The organism is Brevibacterium metallidurans (genome assembly GCF_037101285.1).
GTDB lineage: Bacteria > Actinomycetota > Actinomycetes > Actinomycetales > Brevibacteriaceae > Brevibacterium > Brevibacterium metallidurans.
Map to the genome: position 1 here is coordinate 63,038 of NZ_BAAAAF010000015.1, position 16,362 is coordinate 79,399.

Annotated in this window: 14 protein-coding genes and 1 pseudogene; 5 read left to right on the forward strand and 10 right to left on the reverse strand. The window is 64.2% G+C overall.

The genetic code is table 11. The annotated features are described in order from the left end of the window. Nucleotides 1-178: 178 nt before the first annotated feature. The 4 genes and pseudogenes from AACX88_RS15200 to AACX88_RS15215 form a co-directional block, all read right to left on the reverse strand. The gene (locus AACX88_RS15200) at nucleotides 179-1,483 is read right to left on the reverse strand and encodes a DUF6414 family protein (protein ID WP_339393720.1); all 1,305 of its coding nucleotides are present in this window, start codon (nucleotides 1,481-1,483) and stop codon (nucleotides 179-181) included. Continuing rightward, entirely contained in the window at nucleotides 1,483-2,712 is a 1,230-nt protein-coding gene (locus AACX88_RS15205; protein WP_209895292.1) for an ATP-binding protein, read from the reverse strand. The genes AACX88_RS15200 and AACX88_RS15205 overlap by 1 nt, the downstream gene beginning before the upstream one ends. Before the next feature lie 22 nt (nucleotides 2,713-2,734). After that, nucleotides 2,735-3,490, reverse strand: coding sequence for a hypothetical protein (locus AACX88_RS15210; protein ID WP_209895295.1), 756 nt, complete (start codon nucleotides 3,488-3,490; stop codon nucleotides 2,735-2,737). 125 nt (nucleotides 3,491-3,615) lie between these two features. Beyond that, nucleotides 3,616-5,202: pseudogene (locus AACX88_RS15215) on the reverse strand (AAA family ATPase); the annotation flags it as partial. A 227-nt stretch (nucleotides 5,203-5,429) separates the two neighbouring features. Between AACX88_RS15215 and AACX88_RS15220 the strand changes: the two are divergent. Genes AACX88_RS15220 through AACX88_RS15240 form a run of 5 tightly spaced genes read left to right on the forward strand, consistent with a single transcriptional unit; the run spans nucleotide 5,430 to nucleotide 9,617 of the window. Further along, the gene (locus AACX88_RS15220) at nucleotides 5,430-6,380 is read left to right on the forward strand and encodes a zinc-dependent alcohol dehydrogenase (protein WP_092102486.1); all 951 of its coding nucleotides are present in this window, start codon (nucleotides 5,430-5,432) and stop codon (nucleotides 6,378-6,380) included. Further along, nucleotides 6,381-6,764, forward strand: a complete 384-nt coding sequence (locus AACX88_RS15225; RefSeq protein WP_092102483.1) for a 6-pyruvoyl trahydropterin synthase family protein — start codon at nucleotides 6,381-6,383, stop codon at nucleotides 6,762-6,764. It abuts the gene before it with no gap. Continuing rightward, nucleotides 6,761-7,753, forward strand: coding sequence for a glycosyltransferase family 4 protein (locus AACX88_RS15230; RefSeq protein WP_209895298.1), 993 nt, complete (start codon nucleotides 6,761-6,763; stop codon nucleotides 7,751-7,753). Before AACX88_RS15225 ends, AACX88_RS15230 begins: the two co-directional genes overlap by 4 nt. Continuing rightward, the gene (locus AACX88_RS15235) at nucleotides 7,750-8,748 is read left to right on the forward strand and encodes a class I SAM-dependent methyltransferase (RefSeq protein ID WP_165770802.1); all 999 of its coding nucleotides are present in this window, start codon (nucleotides 7,750-7,752) and stop codon (nucleotides 8,746-8,748) included. Before AACX88_RS15230 ends, AACX88_RS15235 begins: the two co-directional genes overlap by 4 nt. Before the next feature lie 11 nt (nucleotides 8,749-8,759). Further along, nucleotides 8,760-9,617 carry a lysylphosphatidylglycerol synthase domain-containing protein gene (locus tag AACX88_RS15240; protein WP_165770801.1) on the forward strand — a complete coding sequence of 286 codons (858 nt, stop codon included), beginning with the start codon at nucleotides 8,760-8,762 and terminating at the stop codon, nucleotides 9,615-9,617. On the opposite strand, the gene ribA is transcribed toward AACX88_RS15240, so the two are convergent. The 6 genes from ribA to AACX88_RS15270 form a co-directional block, all read right to left on the reverse strand. Continuing rightward, nucleotides 9,547-10,986, reverse strand: coding sequence for a GTP cyclohydrolase II RibA (gene ribA, locus AACX88_RS15245; RefSeq protein ID WP_209895307.1), 1,440 nt, complete (start codon nucleotides 10,984-10,986; stop codon nucleotides 9,547-9,549). The genes AACX88_RS15240 and ribA overlap by 71 nt on opposite strands. Beyond that, complete coding sequence (locus tag AACX88_RS15250; protein ID WP_209895309.1) at nucleotides 10,983-11,804, reverse strand: CDP-alcohol phosphatidyltransferase family protein; 822 nt, start codon at nucleotides 11,802-11,804, stop codon at nucleotides 10,983-10,985. The genes ribA and AACX88_RS15250 overlap by 4 nt, the downstream gene beginning before the upstream one ends. A gap of 210 nt (nucleotides 11,805-12,014) precedes the next feature. Next, complete coding sequence (locus AACX88_RS15255; RefSeq protein ID WP_339393721.1) at nucleotides 12,015-12,554, reverse strand: antirestriction protein ArdA; 540 nt, start codon at nucleotides 12,552-12,554, stop codon at nucleotides 12,015-12,017. 126 nt (nucleotides 12,555-12,680) lie between these two features. After that, the gene (locus AACX88_RS15260) at nucleotides 12,681-14,228 is read right to left on the reverse strand and encodes a recombinase family protein (RefSeq protein WP_339393722.1); all 1,548 of its coding nucleotides are present in this window, start codon (nucleotides 14,226-14,228) and stop codon (nucleotides 12,681-12,683) included. 250 nt (nucleotides 14,229-14,478) lie between these two features. Then, nucleotides 14,479-15,756, reverse strand: coding sequence for a restriction endonuclease subunit S (locus AACX88_RS15265; protein ID WP_339393723.1), 1,278 nt, complete (start codon nucleotides 15,754-15,756; stop codon nucleotides 14,479-14,481). Between the two features lie 92 nt (nucleotides 15,757-15,848). Further along, nucleotides 15,849-16,362 (reverse strand): hypothetical protein (locus AACX88_RS15270; protein WP_339393724.1); only part of this gene is annotated, 514 nt, incomplete at its 5' end.

A 16,362-nucleotide genomic window follows, 5' to 3' on the forward strand; every position in this document is an offset into this window, starting at 1 on the left:
TCTCGGGGCACTCACCTGCTGGCGCGCAAGGCAATCTGTGTCGACGGTCATCAGATGTCAGGTATCCATATCTGATCTCGCCCCACTCGTCAGTCAAGTCCTAAGTGGACACGCGCTGAGCGTAAGGGATTACAGCGCGCGTGGAAGATGAAGATGGCGTGTCCGCCTGGTTGGTTGCTCACCAGTACAGTGCGACGAACCCGACTTCGAGCTGAACTGGTGGCGCGTAAGGTTCGGGCTGTTGAAGAGGAGCCGTAGAGGTGTTCGGCGCGGACGTGGGGAGTCGATTGATCCAGTCATTTCTGATTGTCAGCAGTAGGTCTCGGTTGACGTTCTCGCCTGCTACAGCCTGGGCGACAGGTTCAAAGGCGCGACGCCGCTCCTCAATGGTCGTTGCAGAAGCGAGTGCCGGAATGGTAGTTTCGACGGCCCTATTGACCGAAGCGGCATCAGGGCTTGCGCCCGAGGCCGCTTGGAGCGCAGCGGCGAAGTTGTTTAGTTGAAACTGAGCGGTGGCCCCTGCCTCGGGAGTCTCGATCAGCTGGGTGTTGCCGAGGTCAAGCTGTTGTAGTGGGAGCACTACCTCATCACGGAGATCAGGTGACAGGGATTCGAGGAGGTCCGCGATTTTGATCGGGGACCATGGTGAAGTGAGCGTAGGTCCTTCGGCCCGGGCGTAGACGGTGAAGGTGGAAGCTGAGAACAGTGTCCGACGGAGGTCGCGCCAGAAGGAGTTGGCTTCAGCGAAGCCGACCAGTTCGAGAGGTCTTGCGCCTCCCTGCACTTCGTTGCCTAGAAGCTCTGTTGCGATTGCGACCTGCTCACCGGCCACCTCGATGACGCTGTGGCTCGTGGCTACCCCCCGCATGGGAACGAGTCCAACGAGAAGCTCCTTAAGTACCTCGATCATTGGTGCGACCTCACGAACGTCCGCAGCCGAGACGCCAAACAGGTCCTCTCGACCGTTCATGAGATCGAGGAATGTGGTACCCACCGTGATCATCTTGAAGAACTGATCGGCTTCTACCTTAATGTCCATCTCCACGATGTCGCCGCGGTGGATGTTGCCCAGGGGGACGGCCAGTTTCGCCTTCTTTAAACGTGGAAGTGCATTCTCAAGATCGCGGTACGAGTGGATCGGCTTGCGAAGCCTACGCTTGATCCCCGAGATGTCGTGAAGGAGAACCCCGACGTCGCGTCGCCAGAGGTCCCGGAACGTGCTTTGGATGACCGCACGTCGGACAACTTCGTTGGTCGAGCTCCGCGATGTGCCAAGGCGTGACTCCACGCTGGCACCGGCCTTCGCCGCGCCGAGGGTCCCTCCTAAACTGTGGTCTTCTGTACGCGAGAGGGTATCGGTGACGGCGTCCTTAATCTCGCCTTGAAGGCCGGCGAGAAGGCTGACAACACTCACTTCGTCCAGATAGATGAACTCGCGGTGGCGGTCACGGATTTCATTGCGCTTGCGGTTCCAGATAGCCATCACTCTGCCTTCACTTGGGTTCTTCGGTCGCGGTCAACCGCCTCAACACCGATGAGGATGTCTTCCCAAGCGATGGATTTCCTATGGTCGAGGGTCGCGGCAAGACCGGCCTCGGTCCAGATCGCAGCGAGGTCGGCCGCTGTCCAGCCGTCCGTGAGTTGGGCCAGCGCTGACAGGTCTGGCGCCTCTCGGAATGTCACCTTGCGACTCGATGCCGTGAGAATCTGAACTCTGTCATCCTCGGACGGCAAGGAGAAGACGAGCTTGTGCCCCAGTCGTCCAGGGCGCAGGAGCGCGTCATCAAGCGCTCCGGGAAGGTTTGTCGTCGCAATGATGAGCACTCGGTCGTACGCCACGAAGCCGTCAAGGAGCGACAGGAACTGTCCAACGAGCCGGTTGGTTGCCTCGTGGTTGTGTTCGCCCCGTTGCGTGTACAAGCTATCGATCTCGTCGAAGAAGAGAATCGCGGGACCGTTGACTTGCGCATGCTCGAAGATTTCGCGGAGCCGACGCTCAGTCTGGCCGACGAATTTGTCGACAATCATAGGCCCGCCGACGTTGTAGAAAGAAGCATCGAGCTTGGCAGCGAGAGCCCGAGCAAGGAATGTTTTTCCCGTGCCAGAGGGGCCGCTGAAGAGCATGCCTTTGATCGGGTTTACTCCCATCGTCCGCAATGGATCGTCGGGCGAAAGCGCCACGGTCGCGAGGTCGAGAGTGCGGCGGACGAGCGTCGTGTTGCCGCCGAAATCCTCGAGGGACGTGGTGTTATCTTCTTTTCGGACGACGAGGGACTCCGGGTCGAAGTCATCGTCGCGGAGGATGCTGAGGTCGTCAATGGGTTCGTCTGCAATCACGGCGATCGGTTGGCCATCTGGTCCGAGCCGAACCGTTTGCCCCTTCTTGAAGGGATCGTCGGCTCGCTGCCGGAAGCTATAGGTAGAGCCAGCTGACTTCACGACGATATCGGTGTTCCCAGCCCACACGACGGTTCCAGTGCGATCACCAGCCGGCCATGACTCAGCGGGGAGTTGCTCGACCCGACCGTCCGCAAGCAGGAAGACGTCTCCGGGCTGCAAACCAGCCAGGCCCGAGCCGTTGGCGCGGGCCGTGTTGCCGTTCCGCAACTCAAGCAAGACTGAGCCATCGACATTGGTTAGGACCCGGAACAGTTGCCCTTCGATGATGTCGGGCTCTTCATCCTCAAACTCACCTGGCAGCAGAGTCGTCATCTGAAGTCTCTCGTGCGGATCGTCACGCCTGAGCCTCGCAGTTCGGCAGCGCTCGGACAGGCAACGCATCATCGGGGAGCGCAGAAGCCCCGATAACTCGCCAATCTTCACCGAGTACGCCGTGGAAGCCACACAAACAGACGATGGAAACCCAGCGTTTGATGGAGTCGGCAACTTCCGCGCGCAGTTCGCGTTCGAATGGCGCGAAGCCCGCGCCCTCCGTCGTTCGCTGGTGATGGGCGGCGAGAGAAGATGAGCTGGCGATGGCCGCCCGCTCTGCCTCGTCCCACATCTCGCTCGATGATCGCGAGCTAACCTCTTTGCCAGCCACCTGGTCGAGATGGTGGTAGCGGCCCGCGTCTGCGTAGTTTCTCAGGGTGCGCACCACCGCCGCCCAGACGGGGTCGTTGTCTAGGGTGCAAATCCAGCTGCGCAGCATCTGTTTCCGCTCCCAGTCGCCAGACTCGACTGCCTCGCGGAGTTCGGAGCGTAACCGCTCGTCCATCTCATCCAAGGCATGGCCCCAGCCCTCACGGGTGAAGCCCATTTTCGTTGGCCAGCCTTCTCCTCTGGAGACGGCTGCGGTGCCAAGCGCGAGCTTCATGAGTCGTTCGACACCGATCGAGTAAGTCGCTAGGACAGCATCGAGGTCACGTTCGAGGGCTCCGTCTTGCCGCAGGAGGCGATCGGCGGACGCGAGTACGCTCCGGGCGGAATTCACCTCGGGCAGCAGCCCACTGAGCCACTGCTGGCTGGTAAACGCTGACCCCTCGTGCATGTCTCAAGGATATCGACAGCAACAGGGCTGACGAGATAGACCGCGCCGTCGAGCGACGGCGGAGTAGGCTGGAAGCGCGCACACGCGCACGAACACAGGTGAGTGTGTTTGGGGCACCTCGGCTAGCCGAGGTCGACGTGCTCGGCCACATAGGGCGCCGGGAGAATGATCGAGCCGCCGAACCGACGTCCAGTGGGGCGGACCGTGATTGAGCCGTCGTCGCGGACGTCTTTGATGGTCCAGGTGTCGCCGTTGCGCACCCAGTCCTTGGCGTTGCGCAGTCGCCGGTCGTTGCGGCGGGTGATGATCGTGTCCCCCACCCCGGCAGTGGTGCCGTCGTTCAGTTCGACCTCCCGACCAGGCTTCAACGTGCCATCGAGAATCAGATCGGCACGAGCACGCTGGTTGAGGACGCTCACGTCGTCGCGGGTCTCAGCGATCAGCACCGACACCAAGCCTTCGTTCCGGTCGGCACGCCACGCGGTGTAGGCGGCGTCGGTCATTGCCTCGGCCTCGCCTTCGTGGATGCGGTGGTGGTCGAGGTAGGTGTCGATCACCTGCGTGCGCCCGTGCCGCAGGGCGAGGGAGGCGGTCTTCTCCCACTCGTGGGTGAAGCGGTGCACGTCGACCAGTTCGGGCGCCTCGTTCCGATCTCCGACGAGGAGCCCGAAGGCGCCGCCGGCATCCACGGATTGGAGCTGGCCGTAGTCGCCGACCAGCAGCGCCTTCGCCCCGACTCGTTCGGCCAGGTGGGTGATCCGGTCCAACGAGAGGGTTCCGGCGAGGGAGGCTTCGTCGATGATGACGAGCTGACCGGCCTCGAAGTCGGTGCCGTGGATGAGGTGGTTCTGCCACCACTTCGCGGTGTTCTCGCATCTGATCCCGAGGTCGTCAGCGAGCACCTGCGCCGCGACAGCGGACGGCGCCAACCCGACCACGGAGCCACTGCCGTGTTCCTTCTCCCACGCCCGTCGCAGGGCCGACATTGCCGTCGTCTTGCCCAGGCCGCCGGGACCGACGATCGTGACGAGCCTGGCAGAGGAAAGGAGACCGGTGACCTGTTCGAGGTCGTCGTCGCGTCCGAGCAGGCTCGTCGCCGCATACCGCACACCGGAGCGGACCGGTTCGTCCATGGCGAGGAGTTCCTGGTGGACGGCCTGCAGTGCGGGTCCCGAACTCGAACCGAGGTCCTCGGCCAGGCGAGTCTGCACGTCGGCGTAGGCCTGGAGAGCTGCAGGCGTCCCCTTCGCACCGGCGAGGGCACGGAGGAATTCGGCGGTGAGCTTCTCGTCGAAGGGGTTGGCCTCATGGAGTCGGGTGAGTTCGGGCAGAGCTTCACGGTGCCGGCCCTGCTTCGCCGTCGCCACAGCGATGACGCGAACGGCACGGGAATCCTCGCCGAGATCGATGGCAGTGCGAGCCAGCTCCAGCGCTCGGGGGATGTCCCCGACGGTCAGGGCAGCCTCGGCGTCCGTGGTCAGGATGTCGAGAGCCCAGAGGTCGATGTCCGCAGTCTGCAGTGCCAATCGGTAGCCGGTCGTGGTGCGTTCGATGGCCTCGGCGGTGGTCTGGGTTCGGGTCCGGGAGACGAGGACCTGCAGTGCCTTGCTCGGGTGTTCGGGCGGATCATCGGCCCAGATGGCGTCGATGAGGGCCTCGGCGGACAGGCCCCGGGGACCTGCCTCGGCGAGGGTGCGCAGCAGCGTCCGCATGCGCTCGCCCGGGATGGGGCGCGAACGCCAGGAGACGGTGCTCAGAAGTTTCAGCCGAGGATCCACGAGTCCCAGTCTACGAAAGCTTGAGTGAATCGGTGATCTGTGGGCGCTGTCGAACGCCCCTACCCGAGCTTCCTACCCGAGCTCACCTGCGCTGTTAGGATGCTCGTATGGCTTGGCAGTACTGGACCGATGCCCACCGACAGGGATGTTGGAGGGAGGTGATGACTCCTCATGCAGGTACCGACGCGGGTACCGGTGGGGAGCAGATGATGCGGGTGCGCACGACCGCCTCGGCGGTGTCGAAGGGGACTGAAACCCTCGTCCATACCGGCCGAGTGCCACCACGAGTCGCGGAGCTCATGGCCGCCCCGCATCAACTGGGTGATTTCCCCCATCCCGTCTCCTACGGGTATCTCGCCGTCGGCATCGTCGATGAAGGCCCGGCCGCATGGATCGGAACGCGCGTCTTCGGACTGCTGCCCCACCACAGCCATCACCTGGTGGTTCCGGACGATGTCCATCCGATACCCGAGGGCATCTCCGACCATCGGGCGCTGCTGGCCGGAGCCGCTGAAACCGGGCTCAACATCCTGTGGCAGTCACCCCCGCACTACGGGGACCGAGTGGCGATCATCGGTGGGGGCATGATCGGTGCCGCCACCGCTCTGTTGGCCTCGCATCTTCCGCTCGAGCGCCTCGAAATCATCGAGACCAACCCTGACCGACGTGCCCTCCTGACCAGCCTGGGCCTGACTGCGCTCGCTCCCGAGGACGCCGGTGATGACTGCGATATCGTCATCCATACCTCCGGGAGCGAAGCCGGGCTGGCCCGTGCCCTCGAGATCGCCGGCGATGACGGGACCGTCGTCGAAGCCTCGTGGTACGGGGACACGGAGCCCCAGGTGGCACTCGGTGCCGATTTCCACGCCCGACGCCTCTCGATCGTCGCCAGCCAAGTGGGCCAGGTCCCGGCCGGACACCGCGCGCGGAGGACCCGCAGCGAGAGACTGGGTGCCGCACTGAGCGCACTCCACGACGACCGCTTCGACGCCCTCATCACCGGAACTTCGGGGTGGCAGGACCTGCCATGGCTGATGGACGAACTCAGCAGCGACACTGCGCTCGCGACAGCCACCCTGTGCCATGTGCTCGACTACGAAGAAGGATCCTGAATGTTCAGCCTCAGCGTCAACGACCACGTTATGATCGCCCACAGTCTGCCGCACGAATTCTTCGGGCCCGCGCAGGCTCTCCACGGTGCCACCCTCGCCGTCGAGGTGACGTTCACCCGGGAGGAACTCGACGAACATCGTGTCGTCCTTGACATCGGTGAGGCTCTGGCGCTGCTCGACGAGGCCCTGACACCGCTGCGGTACACGAACCTCGATGAGCATCCCGATTTCGCGGGCCGTCTGTCGACGAGCGAGGCGATCGCCGAATACATCGGCACCGACCTCTCCACTTCTCTCGCAGACCGTCCCGAGATCGGGATCACGGTCCACCTGCGCGAGAACCCGCGCGCTGCGGTGTCCTATACCGTTGCGAATCGGCCGTGACCTACACCCTCATCGAACCGGACCTCGGCCGCACCAGCGGGGGACTGCGCTTCAACTCCGAACTCGCCGCCGCGGCCGAGGGGCGGATCGAGCGCATCACCGGGCCTGGGACCTGGCCCGAGCCCTCGGACGAGGACGTGGCCAGGTTGCGCCAGCTGGTTGCACGATGTCAGGAAGCCGGCGATGCTGCGGCTGGGCGCGACCGCCCGGTCCTCATCGACGGGCTCATCGGATGCAGCCTCCCCACACCCCTGCAGGGTCCGATCGTGATGCTCCAGCATTCGCTGGCACAGACACCTGCCGCTGCCCGTCGTGAAGCCGACTGTCTGCGGTCCGCATCCGCTGTGGTGACGACGAGTGCATTCGCCGCCGCCGAGGTGGCCCGGAAGTACGGCATCACCGCCGAGGTGGCCCTGCCCGGAACGCATCCACGTCCCGTGACGCAGCCCGGTTCGCCAGCCCACCTCATCTGCCTCGCAGCGATGGAGGACAACAAGAACCAGCTGTTCCTCGCACACGTCTTCCAGGAACTGAGACGACGCGGCATCACCGATTGGCGTTGCACCCTCGCCGGGCCCATCACCGACATCGACTATGCCGCGGACGTGTGTGATGCACTGGGTGGACTGAGTTCGGTGGATTGTGTGGGCGAACTCGACGGTGCCGCCGTCGATGAGCTCTACCGGCACGCGGACCTGCTTCTCCTGCCTTCGAAGGCCGAGACCTTCGGGATGGTCGTGCGCGAGGCCGCCGCCGCAGCTATTCCTTCGCTCGTGAGCGCGGGCACCGGGGCACAGGAAGCCCTGGTTGCCGGGCACGTACTGGAACTGGACGTCCCCACATGGGCAGATGCCCTGGAACGGTGGATGAGACACGCGACCTACCGAACCGAACTCGCAGCCACGGCGCTCGAAGCTAGGGAATCCTCTGTGCACGGGTGGGACGAGACGGCGCGCACCATGCTCTCCGTCTTGGAGAGCGTCTCATGAACGCCGCAGAACCGGACTGGCTGGATCTGCGGGTGCCCTTCGATGATGCTGCACGACAGTATGCACTTCCGCTCCTGGACAAGGCGGCCCGCGCGCTGAGCCTCGACACGGAACGACAAGTCGGCACAGAACGACAAGTAGGCACAGAACGACCGCTGGTCGTCATCGACCTCGGCGCCGGAACCGGCAACTCCATGCGCTTCTTCGACCGCTGCCTCGCTCAACGACTGCCGGAGCGTCCTCTGCACTGGGTGCTCGTCGATGCCGATGAGTCCGCACTCGAGATCGCGGCCGACAGATTTGGTACAACGGTGCGCACGGTCGCGGCCCCGATCTCCTCCCTGCCGGCCATCGCTGCCGAAGTGCTGGGTGAGGTGGCCACGGAGGTGGGCACAGCCAGCCTGACGGAGGTGGGCACAGCCAAGCCAAGGGGCGAGCGACGAACAGCAGCCGCCGCGTCGCCAGATTCGTGTGATCTCCTCATCACCGGCAGTGCCCTGCTCGACGTGCTCACACGCGAGGACTTGGCGACCATCGTCGAGACGCTGCATCGCTTCTCCGGGGTCGGGCTGTTCCTGCTCAGCATCTCCGGGCAGTGGCGTCTGACCCCCTCACATCCAGATGACGGTGTCCTCGACGAGGCATTCGCCCACCACCAGCTCCGCGAATCACGCCTGGGCACCCACGCAGCGACGGTGCTGGAGACGACGGCGCGCAACACAGGTGCACAAGTGGAGACATCCGCCAGCCCCTGGCACCTCGAAGCACCACGGGACTCGGAGTTCCTCACCCGATTCCTCACCGAACGCGTCGATGCCGCCATCGAGGAGGAACCCCGTCTGCAGGCGAGGGGCCGGGCATGGTTGGAAGACCGGTGGGCCCAGTCTGGGCTCACCGTCGTCGTCGACCACACCGATGTGCTCATCGACGCCACGGTCCAACACGACACGAGGACAGCTCAGCTCGGCACGAGGAGAGGCGAACCGAAGCGATGAGGAGGCTGTGGGTGCGACGGGCGCTCATGCTGCTCATCACCATCGGCTTGCTCGTCCTCACCGTGCGCATCGTCGGGGTCCAGGCTCTGCTCGAAGGCGGACAGGTAGTCACGCCGATGACGGTCCTCGCGGCGCTGGTCCTTGGTCTGCTCGCCACGACCGCCCAAGCCATGCGGTTCTCTCTGCTGCTGAAGCAGACCGGAACACAGGTGACTCGGCGCCGAGCCCTTGCCGACTGCTACTCGGCCGGTCTGCTCAACACCCTCCTGCCCGGTGGACTGAGCGGAGACCTGGCTCGTGTCGCCGCCTACCGCAATACCGGGCCACGCCGGTGGCTGTCTCCGCTGACCGTCGTCGGTGCCGAACGGCTGAGCGCAACCACGCTGCTCTTCATCACGGCCACGCTCGCTCTCATCCCCGTGGCCCCGGCCTTCGCCTGGATCGCCGCAGCGGTCGCCGTGGTCACCGGGGTTCTCTCAATTGTGGGCATGCGGGGGATGAGAGCAGCAACCATCGGGCTCGTGTGGCTGATGGCGGCGGTGACCATCGGATCCTTCCTCGCCCTCTACCTCATCGCGATGCTCGCCCTCGGAGGTCCCGTCATCCCGGCGCTCGCCGTCGTCGGCTTGGCAGCGATGAGCATCCCGCTTGGCGTCGGCGGCTGGGGAGTGCGCGAGGTCAGCGTGAGCATCCTTGCCGGCAGTCTCGCGAGCTCGGTCGAATGGGCGGTCACCACATCGGCGGGCTACGGTCTCCTGGCCGCTATCTCAACGTTGCCGGGCGCGATCACCCTCATGCTCAGGCTGTGGAGGCGTCACCAGGAGAGCGATCAGCATTCTCCGTCGACCCGCCGCTCGCCGACTTGCTGAGCAGGTATTCGGTGCACATGTCCTCACCGAACCGGTAGCGGCGGAACGGGCGACGCAGCGCTTCAGCCATGACCTCAGTGCCCTCGAAGCGGATGCCTGGGACCCCATTGCCGATGAGTACGGGCGCCGAGGTGAGGAACAGTCGGTCGAGCACGCCGGCTGAGAGGAACGATGACACCGTCCGTCCGCCGCCCTCGACCAGGATCGATCCCGAGACATGCTCGCGAATGAGCGAGATGATGGTGGCGGGAGAGATCTCACTGTCCGCCGTCGCTGGCAGCCGAACCATATGGACGTGGTCGCCGATGTCCTTTGGGGGGACAACCTCGGCGCCGGTGAGCCACAGCGTGGGAGCCTCGGGCGAGGTGAGGACGGTCGCTGTGGCGGGGATCCGACCGTGGGGGTCGAGGATGACGCGGACGGGATTCTTCCCGGGGACGGCGCGCACCGTCAGTTGGGGATCGTCGGCCACGACCGTGCCGCAGCCGACGAGGACGGCACCGACAGACGCCCGGATCCGATGGAGATGGGCGCGGTCGATCTGCCCGGAGACGAACTGTGCGTCACCATTGGACGTCGCGATGAAGCCATCCTCGCTCTGGGCCAGCTGTGCGACGACCTCGTCGCCACCGGCGATCGTGTCGTAGACGGCCAGCGTGTCCTCTTCGCCGACTGTGCTGATTGTGCCGACTGTGCTCGCGGTGTCCCCGGTGCCCTCGGTGTTCGCCTCCGTGGTGTCGACGTGTGGGTGCTCGGCAGGGGCGATATGGTCCATAAGGCGGCGTTTGGCCTCGAGGTATCCTGCGTTCTCCGGCCGGTCCGGCACCTGGAGGCTGAGGCGGTCGGCCACCGTGATGCCCATGCCCTCAAGGGCGGTGACCTTGCTCGGGTTCGAGGACAGCAGAGTGATTCGCGGGCAGTCGAGATCGTTGAGGATCGCTGCCGCCGCTGTGTAGTCGCGTGCATCATCGGGCAGGTCGAGAGCACGGTTCGCGGCGACGGTGTCGAGACCGGCGTCCTGGAGGGCGTAGGCGCGCAGCTTGTTCTCAAGTCCGATCCCGCGGCCCTCATGCCCGCGCAGATAGATGAGAATACCGGTGCCGGCGTGAGCAATGGCGGCGAGCGAAGCCGAGAGCTGGTCACCGCAGTCACAGCGATGCGAGCCGAGGGCATCGCCGGTAAGACATTCGCTGTGGACTCGCACGAGGGGAGCATCCACAGCAGCCGGGTCGCCGATCGACATCACTGCGTGGGCCGTTCCATCGTGAGTGTAGGTGCGGAGCGTGAAGAGCCCGTGGACGGTGGGCAGCTTGCTCGGAGGCCCGCCGACCAGGACGGTTGAGTCCGTGCTTCTGTGCAAGGCAGTCATGGTCCAAGTCTACGTACAGGCAGGCGTTCTGAGTCTTCTGCATTCCCCGAAACAGCTTCCGCCTTCTGCGAAGCAGGCTGGAGCCGGGCGAAGTCATCTGCATATCTGTTGGAACCGCCCGGAATCTGGGGTCCGGCATGCCGCTCGAGCCACAGGATGTCGCGGCCGAAGGAGAAGATGAGCGCAGCGAGGGCGATCACTGCGCTCATGATGCCGAGACTCGGATTTGCCAGAGCCACTGGTGACCCAGCGATGAGGAGGAGGATTCCTTGGCTTGCCGCGATCGTTTTGCGCAGGACCGACGGCGGCAGCTGCTGCTGTCTCCAGGCGGGCCGCAGCAGAGCTGCCCCGCGGAAGAGATAGTAGAAGGTGCCTGGCAGAACAACCCACCATCCCCAGATGGGGACGAGTGCGACGGAGAGGACGAGCACAACGAGAGCATCGACGGATTCGTCGAAGTCGGCCCCCGCCGAGGTGGCCCTGGTTCGCCGTGCCACGTAGCCGTCGCAGGCGTCGAGGATGAGCGCCAGCCCACCGACGACGATCGCCGTCCACGAGAAGCCATCATCGCGGATGATGAGGGCGGTGAAGACCATGATGAGTCCGAGCCGTACGGTTGTCACGTCGTCGGCCGGCCGCCACCTCTCGGCGCGGAACAGACTCCGGCCGGCGCCGAGGCCGAAGAGGGCGAGCATGATGAGAACCGTTGACCACTGCGGCTGGAGCACCGCAGAGATCAGAGTGGCAGCGCCGAGCAGGGCCAGCGGCGTGAGGAGTCGGAGGCCGGGTGACTTTCCGGATGAGTGGGAAGTGCGCATGCTTCCGTTCTACCACAGTTGACGAGGTTGTCGGCTCCTCGCAGGTACCGGCCGACTTGACGGCGACCTCTGCCACCGAGACAGGGCCGTGGATGTGGCAGGTGTGGACGCGCCAGAGGCCTCGGTCAGGCACGAAGACATAGGCGCGGTCGGCGAACGCAGGTGGCGAGCAATCGAAACACAGGCAGAGCTTCAGATCGTTGCCCGCCATCACAGATTCCTGAAGACGTGGACGCAGTGCGGGCTTGCGTCCAACACCACGTAGTCGAACGCGAGGTCGCGTGACCATGCCTCCCAGTGGAAATAGCGGCCCACTGCCTCGGGCACGTTGGTGAGCAATCCTGTGTCTTCAGCAAGCTGCTCGGCATACTCGCGGAATGATGACCATTCTCCGCAGTAACGCTCTTCAAAGTCGCTGATGCTCGGCAACCCGTCCCCATCTTCGATGTAGTCGCCCGATAGCACCCAGGCATTAAGAGCTGGGAGCTCGCCTTCAGGAACTTGCTCGATGGCACGGGCCAGCTCCGCGGCCTCATAGGGTGAGCACTCCCCTGTAATTGGCAGGTTCTCGTGATCGAGGCACCAGAGTTCCTCATGGGTGCCGGGGTTGATCACGCGTTCGTGCACTTTCGAAGTCGTGATCTTGTCTGCTTCAGATGCGCTGTACCAGTCACCAACGAGATTGCCTTCGTTGTGGCACTGGAGGCATCCGATCCAAACCCGGGGCGTGGTATCGATGGTCGCTGTCATGGCGGTCTCCTCTGTGTTGAGGAGAGCGGTGGCGCGACTGGGCAGTCAGGCTCTAGTGAAATGACGCGCTTACGCCGCGTCAGCCGCTCTCGGGAGACCTCCCGGGTCCGCTTCGCGGACCGCGGCCTACTTCGACACGATCTCGACCGATGCAGGATCGAACCCTTTGCGTCCTCTCGGCTGCGGGAACACCGTGACAGCAACCAGCGCGTCGATGACTTGACGTCGGATCTCAAGCGATGCGTCTCTGAACGCGCCCGGCGGGTCATCGGTGCCGAGGATTGGTCGCAGCACACCGGCCCGTCCCCGAAGTGCCTTTTGGGCCTCCAGCTCCTGTATGCGCTCCTCGGCGGCGTCGCGCACGCGCTTGAGGTCGCGCCCCTCGATGATCTCCTCGTCGTAGTCGTGCTGCGCCCGACTGATCCTGGCTCGTTGGTCGCTGATCGTAGCGTCGAGGGCCTCGGTCTGTGAGCTGTCCTTGGGCTTGAGGATCTTCTTCGCCGCGTCATCCTCGGCGAGACGGGCGCTGATTGCCTCCGTGACGTACTCGTCTATGGCAGGACCAGAGCGGACCAAATGGCCTGGGCACGTGTACCCGCGTGGCGCGCCTGTGACTTTCTTGCCGCAGACTTCTCCAGTCACAGAGACGACAACGCCACAGCGGTACAGTCCACTCCCGAGGCGCTTGCGTTTGGTTGCACCACTGGTGTTGGTCACGCGCTTCTTGTCGTCGAGAATCTCCTGGACCTTCCACCAGGTTTCGTCATCGACGATCCGCTCCCACTGGCCCCGGATCGGCTCTCCGGCGTCGTCGCGGAGGATTTGTGCCTTCCACATCCGACGGCGCTTCCCGTCCGCCTGGGCGAACTTCGGCGTGTAAGTGCTCAGCGCCGCGTACCGCGGGTTCCGTAAGATGCCGAGCACGGTCGAAGGCGACCACGGACCGTCTTCGACGATCGGTCGGGGGTCGAGGCCCTGCTCCTCGCGGGCGGCGGCGCGCTCGACGCTGACTGTGTGCGTGTGCTTGGGAAGGGCAGAGAGCCCTTTGATCTTCTCGGTACCACTGAGCGCCCGGGCGAGCGAGCGTAGCGACTCAGGGTTTTCGATCCTCGAGAACAGGGCATAGATCGCTTTCACGACCACGGCTTCATCAGGCATCACACTGCCGTCGACGGCATAACCAAGCGGACGCATGCCCTTCGGGGCACGCCCCTGCATAGCACGCTGTCTCTGCGCCGCAGACTGACGGGCGCTCTTGCGCTCCATCTCGGCGCGCGCCACGGCGGCCTTGATGCGTGCGTACATGCGACCGCCGTCGGTGGAGAGGTCCGCGTCGCCGTTGGCCGTTACGAGGGCGAGGCCGCGAAGCTCGGCGGCGTCGATCCAGTCCTCCAGCTGCCGCGGCTGCCGGGTGAGCCTGTCGAGGTCGTAGCAGATGATGGCGTCGAACCGTCCGACCAGGTAGTCGGCGACCATGCGGTCGTAGTCCGGACGGATCGCGGACCGGTCGGTAGCGCTCTTCGACTGGTCCACATAGGTCTCGACGATCTCCCAGCGCCGGAACCGAGCGAGGTTCTCACAATCCTCGCGCTGGCGTTCGATGGCGAGCCCATCCATCTCGCGGTCCTGAGAGATACGGAGGTAGATGGCTGCCTTGCGGGGTGCGCTGCTCATACGTGCACCATAACAGCATCACGTAAGCAGTGTTCGGGACACAGGAATATGCGCTCCCCTCCTACAATCTCGGAAGGATCACGCCGTTGGGCTGCAGGCGTGGCAATACTACTTTCGGCGGCGTCACCATAAGAAGTCAGCGGTCCATGAACGGCCAGACCGGCCAGAATTGGCTCGCGGGTGGCACACTGCCGGCGCAGGCATGCTCGGGGCCCGTTGACTAGCCGAACTCGTGCCTGCTGAGTGGGGCTTATGAAGCCTCTACGCTCGCCAACATTGAACTCTCAAGCCGGTCTATTGCGTTGGCCTCCAACCGGTTAGCCTCGGCGAAGTCCTTCCAGCACTGGTACGCAGCGTCTCCACGGACTTCATCGATCGGCGGGAGGATCACGTCGTCCAGGTCGCCCGGGTAAACGGCGTCGACCACTGAGCCGCACGATTGCGCCTTCACCTGAGCCTGTACCTGCCAGCTGGCGAAACACAGGTAGAGCCAGCCCGGGTTCACCCCGGCACGTGGGCGAACGCGCATTACGTGGTTGTTGGCTAGCCAGTCTGTCCGATCACCAGTAGTGAGAACCGGCTGGGAGATCCGATCCTCCGCGCGGCCTTCTGCTCCAAACGCCAGCATGCCCTCTTCGAGCGAGTAACGGTTGAAGTCAAATGAACGAGCGGCGATGTAGCGGAGGTTGATCGGTTGAGTCTGAAGTAGCTGTCGCCCCGAGACGATTGGCTTGCCGTGTTCCGGTTCGACGTAGTACCGCTTGTAGCGCCCGGGTATGAACGTCTCGGCGACGTCCCCCACGCGGACCCCGCCTGCAACGTTGTTGGCATTCCGGACGCTCGTCACAAGCGGGTCGTGAAACGCCGCATCGAGGCGGCCGCCCAGCGCAGAAGCCTGATGGGTCCAGCCGTCAGCGAGGCGTCCGTCCCGCGCCGGACCAGGTACCCGTGACTCGAACTCGTCGATCAACTCGTCAAGACGTTCTCGTGCGGCCTCACGGAGGGTAACCGCGTGCTTCATGTCGGCGACCGTCTGAGACTGGAGCGCGTCGTCAAAGAAGGGCACTAGCACGGCCCCGAGATCGTCGGGCGAGAGATGGTCGATGACGTTGCCGGTCTTGCTCCTCGTTAGGAGCGCCTGCCCGGTGGGCGTCCGGAGGAACGCGAAAACGTAGAACCGATCTTCCTCGGCGTCAATGTTCAGACGCAGCATGTCATCGCTGACGACGAAGCGACTGAGGTACGAGTCGGCGTAGGCGAGGGGGCCCAGGTTCCTACCGGAGCACGTCTGGAGAATAGTCCCTTCATTCGGCACAAGGCCTTCCCACCCGATGCTCCCACTTTTCGACAGCTGGTCAGCAGGCTGTGGGAGATAGTCAAAGACATCGTACGGCCTCAGGTATGGTAACGACTCTTCGCCCTGGGCTGCGTACACGCGACGAGTCCGGGAGGTCGAGCCGACCTGCCCCAGGCCAGCGTCACCCGCGACCGGACGAAGTTCAGCGCCAGCCAGTGCGAGCGTCTGCATACGCTCGTTCGCGAGCACGCCTGGTGAGCAGTGGTACTTGGCATCAAGACGGCCATCCGAGAACGCAACCTGCGATCGGACTGGTGCAATGATCATAGCTGCGCCTCCAGCCAGCGGCGGTATGCGTCAGCGACCTCGCTGAGCTCGTCATCGACCTGGCGTTCGGTGACCTCGATCTGGCGAACGACCTCGGCACCCGTCTCCTGGTCGATTTCAAAGATCGTCTCGATGCGCTTGACGAGCGCATCCTCGCCCTCTGGGGTACGGCGGTATATGACGTTCCCGCGCTTGTCGTGCCCGATCTTCTCGGCGACGGCCATGAAGACCGGGTAGTCAAGGCCGCTATCCTCGGCGTCGGCGACCTCCCCTGCGTCGAGGCGGCGCATGAGCACCATTGACGTCTGGGTGTCGTTTTTCGGCTGGAACAAGTCCCTCTGCATATCCACGACAGCAAGGATCTGGGCTCTCTTAAGGATCCATGGGGTGTGACACTTCTCGTAGACAGTCGTTACCAGGAAGGCACGACAGGGAATCATGTCTACGAATCGCAGGACGTTCACGCCGGAGTTCAAAGCCGACGCGGTCCAGTTGGTGGTGCAGGGGCGC

What these genes read in the sequence shown, in the direction of transcription:
- AACX88_RS15200 (WP_339393720.1), bottom strand. Translation starts at nt 1,483, where the DNA reads ATGGCTATCTGGAACCGCAAGCGCAATGAAATCCGTGACCGCCACCGC.
- AACX88_RS15205 (WP_209895292.1), bottom strand. Translation starts at nt 2,712, where the DNA reads ATGACGACTCTGCTGCCAGGTGAGTTTGAGGATGAAGAGCCCGACATC.
- AACX88_RS15210 (WP_209895295.1), bottom strand. Translation starts at nt 3,490, where the DNA reads ATGCACGAGGGGTCAGCGTTTACCAGCCAGCAGTGGCTCAGTGGGCTG.
- AACX88_RS15220 (WP_092102486.1), top strand. Translation starts at nt 5,430, where the DNA reads ATGACTCCTCATGCAGGTACCGACGCGGGTACCGGTGGGGAGCAGATG.
- AACX88_RS15225 (WP_092102483.1), top strand. Translation starts at nt 6,381, where the DNA reads ATGTTCAGCCTCAGCGTCAACGACCACGTTATGATCGCCCACAGTCTG.
- AACX88_RS15235 (WP_165770802.1), top strand. Translation starts at nt 7,750, where the DNA reads ATGAACGCCGCAGAACCGGACTGGCTGGATCTGCGGGTGCCCTTCGAT.
- ribA (WP_209895307.1), bottom strand. Translation starts at nt 10,986, where the DNA reads ATGACTGCCTTGCACAGAAGCACGGACTCAACCGTCCTGGTCGGCGGG.
- AACX88_RS15250 (WP_209895309.1), bottom strand. Translation starts at nt 11,804, where the DNA reads ATGCGCACTTCCCACTCATCCGGAAAGTCACCCGGCCTCCGACTCCTC.
- AACX88_RS15255 (WP_339393721.1), bottom strand. Translation starts at nt 12,554, where the DNA reads ATGACAGCGACCATCGATACCACGCCCCGGGTTTGGATCGGATGCCTC.
- AACX88_RS15260 (WP_339393722.1), bottom strand. Translation starts at nt 14,228, where the DNA reads ATGAGCAGCGCACCCCGCAAGGCAGCCATCTACCTCCGTATCTCTCAG.
- AACX88_RS15265 (WP_339393723.1), bottom strand. Translation starts at nt 15,756, where the DNA reads ATGCAGACGCTCGCACTGGCTGGCGCTGAACTTCGTCCGGTCGCGGGT.